Origin of the sequence: Tissierella sp. P1, from assembly GCF_002266425.1 — a bacterium.
In the GTDB taxonomy this organism is placed as follows: domain Bacteria; phylum Bacillota; class Clostridia; order Tissierellales; family Tissierellaceae; genus Tissierella; species Tissierella carlieri.
Genome location: NZ_NPMN01000010.1, coordinates 131,331 through 144,606, shown reverse-complemented (window position 1 = coordinate 144,606; position 13,276 = coordinate 131,331). Strand labels below are relative to the sequence as shown.

Here is a 13,276-nt window from a genome sequence, read left to right as displayed (position 1 = left end):
CCTTATCCTTTTCTCCAACTTCATACCTTTCTATAACACCGTCCCTATCTATATATAGTTCATCATAAATCATTAATGCTATAGCAGAATAATCTTCAACTAATTCTGTTTCCATTAAGTTAATTATATGTCTTCCACTAATTGGACCTGTTCTTGTATCTGAAACTAAATTTCCTTGTGCTATTATATCTGCTGTTATTATGTGGTCTCTATATGCCTTCTCTATAAGTTCATTATTTTTAATGGTTACGTAATTCATCCATAATAATGAAAAAGTAAATATTCCTGCTAATACTATTAGAAGAATAGATGTAGCTTTGGAACGCAAATTATGCTTTAATGAAAATCTTCTTAATGCTTTTTTGCTGTCCTTTTTCCCTATCAATTTATCATCTTTTATATCTTTCTCTTTATCATCTTCTAATTGTTTCGTAATCACTTTACTTTCTATTGTCATTGCATTAGTAGCTTTAGCCACTTCCAAGCTTTCAGTTTTCCCTTGAATCGTTTTTCTCTTTTTATTGTTGTTAATTAAATCTATAATAGAAGAATTTTTAAGCTTATTTGTTTTAAGCATCAACATTATCACAAAGGGAAGCATAGATAATAGGATAAACAGTATAAAGTATTTTATATCTAATCCTGAATTAACAGTAGTCTGTGTAGTAGCAGGAACACTTCCTAACAATTCCATCGACTTCTCCATAGCATTATTAAAACCTATATAGCCTCCAATTCCCGATGCTATCATACCATATATAACTAAAGGCTGTATTAAATGTCTTCCACTAATCTTTGATGGAATTCCCAAAGCCCTTTCTATTGCATAATTAAGCTTGTGTCCTTCTATATATACATATATCACAAACCCTTGTATTAATATTAAAAGTACACTAAAAAGCACAAAGTTTATTGCTGTAGCTCTTTTAATTGGAGCAGAAGACTCTAAAAAGCTTTCCACATTATTTATTAAAAAAGATAACTCATATCCTAATTCTTTTAATGACTCTTTATATTTCTCTATAAAAGCTGATTCATCCCTTGCATTTTTTAAAACAAAAGTATATGAAAAAATATTAACAGATACTGGTTCATCCATCCCTTCAGCATATCTGCCAAGTTCTACAGGTATGGTACTATTGGGAACATACATATAAACGTATCGAGATTGGGGGTAAACATTGGAATTAAATATACCTACTACTTTAAAGGGTTTAGGTTCACTGACATAATATGTTTTCCATTCTTTATGGTCCTTTTCTGTAAATAGTTCTGATGTACCATATTCATTATCTCTCATTTTAATATTAAGCTTATCTCCAATATTTATTTTATAGTTTTTGGCAATATTCTCATGTATTATAACTACATGGTTTTGGTTTTCATCATCCTCCTTGCTAAACCAACGTCCTTCTACTAGATAGTAATCCTTTGCACTATCTTGTACTTCCGGCATTGCTGTCATATCCTTAGTACCTGTAAGATAATATGAAAAAATATTTTCATTGATAAAGTCCATTTCCTCTTTGATGATTTTAAACTGTGAATCATCCCAATCTATATGTCCATTATCATCTAGTTCTATATAGAGAGGTCCATCATTATAAAGTGGTTTAGCGAAGGATCCAGTGTCAGCCTCTGGATGAATAAACGTTCTAAATAAATACTTTTTTCCGGGTTCCATTTGAAATAGCTCGTCTATTACATCATCATTGATATATTCAAATTTTTCTCCCGTTACTATGGAGTGGGACAAAAAAAGGAAACGATGTTCCTGATTATTTTTGTAGCGAAAATCTCCTTCTATATAGTCTGGAATTCCTGCCAATATATCTGTAACCTTAACAGCTAATGCTGACCCTTCATAAATGTTCTCAGCATATTGATATTTATACACTTCTCGTATCTCTCCAATAAATATAAGGTCATATACATTTGAACTTAAATTCCCTGCAAAAGAGACATTATCCTTTCTTTTGTTTCTATATAGCCCATCTATTATTCCTGTAGTATGCCTTATATTATCTTCAAAATCTATCATTGGATCACCGGTAATGAGTTCCTGAGCTTCTTTTACATCATAGTTATTCTCATCTAAGGGTAATATTTTTCCAATACTTCTAAAATATTTACCAATATTATCAATTTCCCTATTAACTATGAAAAATTGACTGATACTGGATATAAAGAGGTTTGATGCAACTAATAGTATAATTAGAAGTAGTATTATCCTTAGAGGTCTTCTCATATTAGACTTGTTAATTGGATTTTTCATTTTATTTCACTCTCCTTATACTTTATTTATTATTAATTATATGAATAAACCAATCTATTATAATATATATGTATAATTGCTCAATAGTTCAATAATAATTGTAAGTCTAGGTAGCTATACTACCTAGACTTACTTAACCTGTATGCCTTAGCAATGATTAATTTCTCATATATGAAACATCAGCATTATATAGATAAAGTAGCAGTATCATAGCGATTTCTATCGTATGAACTTTGCCAATTTCTAGTACTTGTAGAGTCAAGATTTGATTGGTATACTTTACTATCTCCACATGAGCATGTACAACCTCCGCAAGAGCATAAAGCCATCGGGCAAGCACATACTGCGTATGATTCTACTGTGTTAAATCTCTTAGCTTTTTTGAATTTCATAGTATTCCTCCCTTCTTTTTATACACTCTATCCATAAATGCTAATTGCTTAAATGAAGTATAGAGTATATAATTATTTGTTTCAAACTTGCTCTTATGATATTGATTTAATTATGTCATTTATGCTGGCTAAGGCATACATTGGTTTTTCATTGATATCAATAATGATTCCATTATGATAATTCCATACTTAATTCTCCATATACAATCCAGTTCTTCTGCTACATTCTATATCCTTACTTTCTTTTGCACAAATCTCTTCTTTTTATTGTTATTGATTAAATCTATTACCGATGAGTTTCTAAGCTGTTTTACTCTAAGGAACAGCATTATTGCAAATGGAAGCTTGGTCGTATTGTTCCAATACTTCTATAATATTTTCCAATATTATCTATCTATTGACTATGTAAAACTGACTGATGCTGGATATAAAAAGGTTTGATGCTATTAGAAGTATACTTAAGAGAAGTATCCCTTTCAAAGGTCTTCTTAGATTGGATTTTATAATAAGATTTTTTCTGGATTTTACCTTCCTTATATTTTACTATATTGAGCAAAATAATATGTAATTACGTTATTATCCTATAATTGAAGACGATTGTTAGGCTAGCTTTAATTAATTGTAAGTCTAGGTAGCCAAGCTACCTAGACTTACTAAACCTGTATACCTTAGCAAAGATTAACCTCTATTATATGAAGCGTCCGCATCGTAGGAAGTTAGATTTTGCGAAGTTTTAAGTGATAGAGCTATAGCATTTGGACATGCACACGTGCATCCGGCCAACGCACAAGCACATATTGCATATGATTCTACTGTATTGAATCTCTTAGCTTTACGAAGTTTCATAGTATCCCCCCTTCTTTTTTATACACTCTATTCATAATCCAATGTCAATTATTTGTTGCAAACTCCCCTTGTGATATTGATTTAAGTATGTCATTTATGCTGGCTAAGGCATACATTGGTTTTTCATTGATATCAATCATGATTCCTGTTCTCTTTTCAAATTCTAATACTAAGGCTGCTAGTTCAAATCCTGATAATCTGAAGTGTTTTCCTGTCAATGCCATATCCCAATACTCTTCTTTTAGCCTATCATGTGAAATCAAATAATCTTCCTCTAAGATTTCCAATAATACTGTGGTTAATTCTTTTGTAATCATCTATTCATCTCCTTCAATAAGATAATCTATTGATGATATTATTTGTAATCATATTTGTACCAGCCTGTATTACATTGGTAATTGGAATCTTAGATTGACCCTGATTAGATTGTAAACTTTTATTTACTTCTTCAGTAGGTATATGAACCCATGAAAGTTCTTGTGACTGAACCACATATAAGGAATCTATTATAGAATTGCTGGCATGGACACCATCTAATTTGGTATTATATTTTTCCTCAACAAACTTACTGACCATCTCTACATACTCAGCTACACATAATTCAACAGGTATGACATTTATCATAGAATCTGGAATTACTGCCAAGGACAGCATATAAGTTCTTATACCATATCCGTTATGTGCAAATTCATTGTATTCCATAATTGGGTCAGGTGTTTCTATTAATATAATATCCGGCTGTTCTATATGTTCTACTTCCTTTAATGTTTCTTTTAAATATGATATAGTTGTCTTTTCATCAAATCTATTGCTAAACAAAGCATTTATGCTGTGAAAATTTGTACCTAATGAAAATGGTGTTTTAGTAAATACACTTACTTTCAATCCCAATTCAACCAGATTCAAATAAACCTGAAGTAAAACCTCCAATACGTCCGGCTCATCAAGCATCCCTCCGACTAAGATAACAGGAGTCTGCAAAGAGCCCTTCGTCTGTCCCAGTTCATTATTCTTATGCTCTTCTATGATTATTTTCATATTATCTTTATAGTCTTCAGATAGTCTTCTCATCTCATCCCTTACTGCAAATATTGATTTGGCATAATAATTGACTTTCATTCCCTTCTGCAAAGCAATATTTGCAATATCAAAAAAATCCTCATTGTCAAAATCATCTTCTATATCGTCAACCAATACAAGTATATCAGCATCAGATTTATTTATATTATCTATTAAGTTCCCCTTTTTCCCTATTGACGGATGATTGCAGGCGAAGGACAAATCCTTATCCTTCAGTCCCAGCCCTTGCGGAGCATAGACCTCGGTTATTTCATACCTGTCCTGCAATTTGTTATAATGTTTAATATATGGTAATAGTCTAGGATAAAATGGATATATAGCAGCTTTTTCTCCCATTTATATCTTCTCCTTTTTTATACATTCCGTACTTGCTCCCCATAATATTCAGGAATTTCCTTCATTATTAAGTACTCCATTATCTCTGAATAAGCAGTAGATTTAGAGGCTCTGCAATGTGACAGCTTTAATTCTTTAGACATATTCTTAGTTCCGTTATCAGCCTTTTTTGCACATTGATTACAATATCTAAAAGCCCAGCAACCCTTACACTCTTCCTCCGTTAATTGACTAAAATTGAGTAATCTTTCTATTTGTTCAATGTCAAATTCCTCTTTTAGAGTCCCTATTTTCATTGCTTTTGAGGTTTCGCTTACTCTCTCACAGGGAAATAAATTTCCATTTATATCGGAGAATAATCTCATTTGTCCTGGAATACAAGGTCCTGAAGGTGCATCATAGGCTTTTATAGCCGGTGATTCTTCAAATTTATATAAATCATTTACTGTTTTCTGTACCACTGACTTTGATATTGAGGATATCTTCTCTATTGGATATCTTTTCCAATAGGACATAAGGGCTAAAAATATATTATATTCAAATTTCCAAATATAATCTTCTGAATAGTTTAATGGCTTATCATAGTCATAATCAGTATCTATTACAGTTGCGTTTAGGTTTAGAGGCTTAAAATCCCTGCCACCTAATGTGACTGAGTTTATACAGTCAAAGTCATTACTTGGATCCATAACCATACTGATACTTAGCTTCTCACCAAAATCAGGATATTTTTCTTGAATAAGCTGAATTTTTTTCATAACAGAATCATAGGTACCACTGCCATCTGGATATACTCTATTTAGGTCATTGATTTCCTTTGGACCATCTAGGCTTATCATTAGACTAAAATCATGCTCTATTAAAAATTCAATTTTTTCTTCATCTAAAAGAGTACCATTGCTGGTCATATTATATGAAATCTTTTTTCCTTTAAATATGTTTTCTGCATAATCAACAACATCTTTAATTAAACCAAAGGCTAATAGCGGTTCTCCTCCATAAAAGCTTATATTTATATGCTTGCTATCAATTGAATGAGCTAACAAAAAATCTATTGCTTCTTTTGCTGTTTCTAAGGACATACTTTCCTGACTATGGGTTCTTTGCTTCTTATTTGTTTCATCGGAATATACGCAGTATTTACATCGAAAATTGCAGCCTTGAGTAACTTGTAATGTTATTTTATTTAATTTACGCTGCATAAAATAAGGTAAGTAATTTGCATAGGAATGCTGAAGTTTTTCTACGTTATTTTTTGTTGACAGATATCCATGATGATGAAGCTGAATTAACTCTTCTGTAGGTAATTTATCTGTTGAAAAATCATCTTTCCCCTTTAGTACCCCATCTAAATATTGAAATGATTCTTTATTTATAGGAAGAATTTCACATTTCACTCCATCTAGGAGATAATAATTGTTGATTGTTTTAAATAACTGTATTATCGGTTTATTCATCCAATCACCTCCATAAAATATTCTTTATGGTATTTATATTCTGGTTATTATTCTATATACTTTTCTAGCAACATACTAAAAAGCTTGTAGGACATGGGCTTGTTATAGTTCTTGTGAATAATTCATCTTCATAAATTAGGTTCATCATTTGTTGCTCAGTCATGTCCATAATTAAATTTTTGTCAATCATTTCATCCACAGTCTTGTCTATTTTTTCTAATAATATATTCATGCTTGTCTACCCCCTTTATTATTTTAATTAAAGTATATTTTATAATAAAATTCTTGTCAGCTAACTTTTGTACATATTTGAAAATTTTTCAAAAAATAAAAACATAGAATTATCTATTCTATGTTTTAAATATTCTAAAAAAAAATTTGGCTTTATATATCCCAATTCCAGTGCTTTGTTTATCATTTCCTGATAGTTTTTTACATCTAATTTTTCATAAATTCTATTTAAGGCTACTGCTAATGAACTAACTGATATATTACATTTATCTGCAACTTCCTTTCTTGAACATCCTGAACTATATAATTGCAATATCTCCTTTTCTCTTTCCGTCAGTTCATTTATATGGCTGGTTATTTTTCTAAATATGGTTTCTCCATTATATACCTTTTTAAGCTTTTCAATTAATACTTCTGTATACTCATCTTTACATATAAAGCCTTTAGCTCCTATCTGTTGCGCTTCTGCTTCATATCCCGGCATATCAAATCCTGTTAGCATTACTATTTTCAATGTATTATCTCTCTCTAAAAGTTTTTTTGCTATTGTAAGACCGTCTTCCTTCCCTGTAATCTTTTTGATATTGATATCCATTAAAATAATGTCATATTCTTTGTTTAGTATTTTTCGTTTTGCTTCACCCACGTCCTGTAATATATGAACATTTTCAATACATTCATCTCTCTCCAAAGTGAGCTTTAGACTTTCACAAAACATTCCATGGTCATCTATTAATAAAATGTTCATAGGTTATCTCTCCCTTAATTGGTATTTTAATACTTATGTTAACTATGGAATTATTAAATATATCTGTATTCATTAACATATCAGTATCTATTGATGAATTTATATCCAATGTACCACCAAACCTATCGACTTCTCTTTTTATAATCTTAAGACCTCTGCTATCGGTATTGTTACTATTTTCATTGCTCAAATAGTCTCCATAGTTAGTTACTGTTAATGAAATTATTTTATCTTGAATCTTCAATTCTATAGAAGAAAAATATCCTTTTGAATGTTTGAAAATATTGGTAATTAATTCATGAATCATTCTATAAATTACTAAATCATATGGTGAACTTAAAAATAATTTGTCGTCACATATAAAATCTACCAGTATATTATCATTTCCAAATCTCTTTTTTAAGGATTGTATCAGATTGTAATAGTTTTCCACCAAACTTATATTATAATTTATATAGGGTCTATGCAGACTAATTTGTCCTCTTGTCGTATTTATCATATTATCCACGATTTCAAATATTTTATCATTTATTGATATTTCATAGTTGTCACGAAGCTCCTTCTTTATATATATGGCATCTTGTAAAATCTCATCATGTAAAAAATCCGCCACCTGTTCCTTATATATTTCTTCCTTTCTGAAGTCTGATATACTGGTTTCTAATATTTCTTTAAATATACTGGGAGATACCAATCCATTTTGTTTATGATTTATTCTGTTATCTTTGAGCTTTATATAATGATTTAATAGCTGAGATTGCTTTAATATCGTAAAAAAGCTAAGGAGTGAAAAGATAATTAATTTAAAATTCTCTTTATTATCCTTGATACAATATAAATATCCTATTATAAAAATGCAATTAATTATTATACTTCTATTTATGGTACTTTTTTTATTCTTTACAAGCTTCCAAAATCCTATAGCCGATAAAACTAGATAGCTCAGAAACATTTCTATTAAATTTAGGTATATATATAAGTCGTAGTTATGCATTCCGCTATATTCCTGAAAAATAACGAAAGTCAATATAAAATATATAATATTTACAATAGCAAATAATGAAATTATGGGAAGCAAATGCCTGCCATAATTTCTAAGCTTTTTATAATTTAATACTAAGAATATACTCGGATAAATAATAATGATTATAAATGTAATCTGATAAACTAACATATAAATCTCAATTTTAAATATTCCAAACATTATCCCTACAGCCCATAAAGCAACTATAATATACTTATAGAACAACTTTCTGCTAATATTCTGTGTTGAAATCTTCAGAGTTATATCCAGTATAATAAACATAACTATGCTTTGAGCATATATATATCTTATATCACTATATTTTAAGTAACCTATATCAATTATCAGAAAAAAATTTAACATAGTAGCTGATATAGAATAATAGTATATCATCAATTTACTTTTATCATTTAATAATAGAACCACATAAACGATAAAGCCGTGGACTAAGGCTGAAAATATAGTTAAATATTCTATTATATTGTATTCACGCCTGTTTAATACTTTAAATGCTAAAAAATGCAGCAGCATCTGAATAAAAATATAGCTTGTAAGAACTACTTTCTTATCAATATATGTACCAAAAAATTTTAATACTGATTTTTTCATCTTAAACCTCCAGCAGCAATACAGAAGGATATTTGCTTGGGTCTGATATCCTAAGCATTTCATATCCTATTCCCGATAATCCTAACATAAATCCAGAGCTGTCAAATTCCTGTCCTATGCCATTTATATAGCCATTTGTATATTGATTTTCAATTATTTCATTTGCTCTGACAATAGCTTTATTATATAAATTTAAATCACCATTTTCTTTATAGACTTCTAACAATAATTCTATATTTCCTAGATTTCCATGACATAAGCAGTCACTATCACGATATAGACCATTTTTCTCCACAGCTCTCAATGCTTTAGCCATATCATTGGAAGTATCTATTATATCCTTACCTTTTAACCTTGATAGCCCTATACCAGTTGCTCCATGGCACCAATGTATAGGTGAAGTATCTAAGCTTGTAACTTCTTCACTTCTCAAATCTATCCAATTCTCAATATTATCACTATAATAGTTATTTTCTATCTTTATGAGATTTTCAATTATAGATATATGATTTTTATAGTTAGTCAGCCTGTATAATTTACCCAGTGCATAGGATATTCCGGCTAAACCATGGGCAAATCCAGTTATTATAAGTTCATTGCCATTATTTTTCTTCCAGTAAGCTCTGTCTTTCTCTATATGAATATTTTTTATTATATCTATTCCAATACCTATTGATAAGTCTTCCAGCTCTCTATCTTTAGTTAATTCAAATATATTTAAAGTGACTACAAGAATACCTGATAACCCATCGATTATATCATATGATGTATTTTGAAATATCTCAGCTTTACAATTATTTATAATGGAAAGACTTTGATAAAGCATGTCCTTATCTTTTGTTTGATTATATAAGAAAGCATATAAATATGCTAATGAAACCATTCCATTAAATGCTGATGAAGATTTATTATTTGTCCCCTGAAGGTCAATCTTTATGGTATTTAATATTTTTTGCAATATATTCCGATATTTTACATCTTTCGTTTCCTGATATAAACAGGAAAAAAAATATAGCATTACCTGTTAATCCACCATATAGATAAATATCTTGAGCTTTGATAGTCCAAGTAGGAAATGTATTTTGCAAGTCTAACCAACTAATAGTCTCTGTTTTTTCATCAATCATGGCTTTATCAATCAGAATATCTCCTATTCCCTCTGCTGCCTTTATCAATGAATTCCTTTCATTTTTTATCATATTATAATCTCTTTTTTCTCTAACTGTGTTCCAAGTCTTTTTTTGCTTTGCCATTACCTTTTCTATAAGATATATTTGGGTACGCAAATCCCTTTGATTTAAATTTTTTATCCTTTCATTTGTTTCCATCAAAGGGGTTTTATCCAGTACAAAACAACTATCTCCATTGGAGTTATATACGGTTTTATCATCAATATTTCCATAGAAATAGGGAATATCATCATTAAATAAATCTTCCAGTTCTGATTGATATATTATTTTAGTATTACGGTCATTAGCTGTTTTGAAAAGAAGATGATACAATCTATTTAATTCTGATTTGTCCTTTAAATATTTAGGATTCTTACCCATTTCAAGAATCATAGCATATAAATTTGTATTTCTAAAAAGATATCTTGGACGAACATCATAAAATAATTCACCTGAATTTATTAGCTTCAAAAGCTCTTCTTTATTGTTTTTAAGTAAGAGGTATCCTTCTTCAAATCCTGCTATTATCTCTTTAATATAATCTTTAGGGTCAACAAGAATATCCTCTATACATCCAATATTATACTTATTCTCTATAATAGCGTCTTCTTTAACGACTTCTATTTCATCAGTAAATTGATTCTTAATCTTAACTTTACCATTCTCTATTACTTGTCCACCTTTTCCCGTTATACCTGAAATATCCATATTTGAATTATGGAATTTGACAGATGTAGGAAAAAGCTGTGTACCTAGAATTGATTGTCTTATATTTTTATTCAGGATATCAGTAGCACTTTTCAGCTCTAAATTACTATTTTGAAACCCATCCACTTGAAAAATTGTTTCTAAATCTATTATATGGGGGAATTCCCCATTAACTACAATATTTTCCATATGTAAATCTTCTATCTTAAAAATATAGGATATGGCAGCTAAAATACCTATTCTATAATATAGCTTTTGAATCTCTCGCTCTGATTTACATAGCTTGTTATCCACAAATTCCTGCCAATGATACTCTCCTTTATCTAATATTTCAATATTAGCAAGCCTTAAGGATGGTTCTTTGGAATTGAACCAATCGATAAAAGTTCTCCAATATATATCTATTTTACCGGAGCGAGGCTTATAAATTATTCTTCTATTATCTTTTTCAATTATACAAATGGATTTTAATCCTCTATGATAATCCGAAACCCCATATTTTATATGACAATCTGTTAAATCTTCCATATTGAACCCAAATTTTTTATGGATTTCTTCCTTATCTCTTTTTACTCTAATATTTAAATCATTATAATTTATTATATGGTTATGTAGGATGCTATCTAATCTCTGCTTAAGTAGAGGATACATCCTATTGACCAAATCATGAAATTCCTCTGTAGATGAGTAATTATCGAAATACCTATATCTTTCTTCCGAAGAATCACCCTTTAATAAGCTTTCTTTTTTAAATGCGAAAAATAGGATTAACAATGTTTTTATGGAGTTAGAAAGGATTTCGTTTAATAAGTAATCATAAAACTCTACACTAAAATCCTCCTTACTCTGTCCTTCCAGATATTTATCTAAATAGCTTCTTACATAACCTTCAAATTGATTTTTTTTATATTTCTCCAATATCTACACCCATTTCTATACATAAAGTATTTTGTAATTTTATATTCGATAATTTAATTATATAGTTTTAAAATTTGAAAGTCATCTAACTTTTATCTAAAAAACAATTATTCGTCTATCTTTAATTAATTGTAAGCCTAGGTAGTTTAACTACCTAGGCTCACTAAACCTGTATGCCTTAGCAATGATTAACCTCTCACTGATGAATTGTTAGCATCATAGTGCTTATTATTGAATACTCTACTTCCGTTTGATGAATATACTGATGTTGAATCACAACTACAAGTACAAGTAGTAGCAATGCAGATACATGCTGCATAAGACTCTACTGTATTAAACTTCTTAGTCTTTTTCAGTTTCATGATATCCCCCCTTTTTTCTTATACATCCTATCCATAATCTCTCTATCTGTTATTTAAGTAAGGTATAGGGTATAATCATTTGTTTCAGATCCCCGTTATGTTGATTTAATTATGTTCTTTATAGACTAAGGCATACATTGGTTTTCCATGGATATCAAACTTTAACGATGGATTATTTCAGTGTTCATATCTGTTTCTGTATGAATTATTTGGTAATCTTATATTCGATAAATTAATTATATAGTTTTAAAATCTTAAAGTCAGCTAACTTTTGTCCAAAATCTTAAAATAATTTAAAAAATTAAGTCCTTACAGAACGAAGTATTATTTCTGAATTATGAGACTTAATTTTTTCTATTTTTATGGATTATCTATATCTGTTTTTTTATAAAAATGATTCCATCTTCATTCTCTATTTTAGTATCAGATATTTTTTTAAATTCCATTATGTATATTATCTTCATTTTTAATTGATATTGTTTCATCCTTCAAATTTATTTCAATATCTTCGTATTTTCCACTTTCATATTTTACATTCTCTATATCTTCTAGTTCCATATCAGGTTTAATTTCTCCGGAATTTACGGTTAAATTATTGTCAATAAATAATAGAGATGTTTTCCCATTTTTCTCTTCCCAAATTGTATTATTGAATTCTTCTGTTATTATTTGACTTTTTTTCTCACATCCTAATAAAGAAAAAGATAATACAATTGAAATAACCAACATCAATATTTTCTTATTCATATAATCACTCCTTTCGAATCTAAATACAACTAAACATATAAATTCTATTAAAATAACGCAGATTGATATCAATTAGAATCTATTTTTATTTAATAGACTCTACTATATTATCATTTGTTACATACCCCTCATATTCATCTTCATCTATTTGATGCCCTAAATCCAGAATTTTAATTTTTTTTATATTAAATATATTAATTTTTTTATACTATACTAATCATATAATCTTTAAATCTTAAAGTCAGCTAACTTTTGTCCAAAAATTAAAAATAATTTTAACATCTTAAAATGAAAGTTATTTTATATGTAAAAAAGGACAGCCCTTCTGTACAACCGCACAGAAGAACCGTCCCCTTGTGTCAATATTTGGAAAG

The 13,276-nt window shown here is 29.1% G+C and carries 13 protein-coding genes; all 13 read right to left on the bottom strand.

Annotated elements, in window-relative coordinates; genetic code table 11:
- On the bottom strand, positions 1-2,275 hold a 2,275-nt coding region (locus tag CIW83_RS09245), incomplete at its 3' end, for an ABC transporter permease (protein WP_143598542.1).
- Between the two features lie 185 nt (positions 2,276-2,460).
- Complete coding sequence (locus tag CIW83_RS09240; protein WP_094900549.1) at positions 2,461-2,667, bottom strand: hypothetical protein; 207 nt, start codon at positions 2,665-2,667, stop codon at positions 2,461-2,463.
- A 678-nt stretch (positions 2,668-3,345) separates the two neighbouring features.
- Entirely contained in the window at positions 3,346-3,513 is a 168-nt protein-coding gene (locus CIW83_RS22190; RefSeq protein ID WP_158220069.1) for a hypothetical protein, read from the bottom strand.
- A 44-nt stretch (positions 3,514-3,557) separates the two neighbouring features.
- Complete coding sequence (locus CIW83_RS09235; RefSeq protein ID WP_094900548.1) at positions 3,558-3,830, bottom strand: hypothetical protein; 273 nt, start codon at positions 3,828-3,830, stop codon at positions 3,558-3,560.
- A 13-nt stretch (positions 3,831-3,843) separates the two neighbouring features.
- Positions 3,844-4,929, bottom strand: coding sequence for a hypothetical protein (locus tag CIW83_RS09230; RefSeq protein WP_094900547.1), 1,086 nt, complete (start codon positions 4,927-4,929; stop codon positions 3,844-3,846).
- Positions 4,930-4,946: 17 nt separating this feature from the next.
- Entirely contained in the window at positions 4,947-6,386 is a 1,440-nt protein-coding gene (locus tag CIW83_RS09225; RefSeq protein ID WP_094900546.1) for a radical SAM protein, read from the bottom strand.
- Between the two features lie 64 nt (positions 6,387-6,450).
- Positions 6,451-6,618 (bottom strand): hypothetical protein, encoded by a 168-nt coding sequence (locus CIW83_RS22185; protein WP_158220068.1) that lies wholly within the window; start codon positions 6,616-6,618, stop codon positions 6,451-6,453.
- 60 nt (positions 6,619-6,678) lie between these two features.
- Complete coding sequence (locus CIW83_RS09220; RefSeq protein ID WP_094900545.1) at positions 6,679-7,365, bottom strand: response regulator transcription factor; 687 nt, start codon at positions 7,363-7,365, stop codon at positions 6,679-6,681.
- Positions 7,343-8,998: a hypothetical protein gene (locus tag CIW83_RS09215; RefSeq protein ID WP_094900544.1), complete on the bottom strand. Its 1,656-nt coding sequence runs from the start codon at positions 8,996-8,998 to the stop codon at positions 7,343-7,345. Before CIW83_RS09215 ends, CIW83_RS09220 begins: the two co-directional genes overlap by 23 nt.
- 1 nt (position 8,999) lies before the next feature.
- Entirely contained in the window at positions 9,000-9,956 is a 957-nt protein-coding gene (locus tag CIW83_RS09210) for a lanthionine synthetase LanC family protein (protein ID WP_235601279.1), read from the bottom strand.
- Complete coding sequence (gene lanM, locus CIW83_RS09205; RefSeq protein WP_158220067.1) at positions 9,925-11,793, bottom strand: type 2 lanthipeptide synthetase LanM; 1,869 nt, start codon at positions 11,791-11,793, stop codon at positions 9,925-9,927. The genes CIW83_RS09210 and lanM overlap by 32 nt, the downstream gene beginning before the upstream one ends.
- A 188-nt stretch (positions 11,794-11,981) precedes the next feature.
- Positions 11,982-12,155: a hypothetical protein gene (locus CIW83_RS22180; RefSeq protein WP_158220066.1), complete on the bottom strand. Its 174-nt coding sequence runs from the start codon at positions 12,153-12,155 to the stop codon at positions 11,982-11,984.
- Positions 12,156-12,590: 435 nt separating this feature from the next.
- Entirely contained in the window at positions 12,591-12,902 is a 312-nt protein-coding gene (locus tag CIW83_RS09200) for a hypothetical protein (RefSeq protein ID WP_094900541.1), read from the bottom strand.
- Between the last annotated feature and the right edge of the window lie 374 nt (positions 12,903-13,276).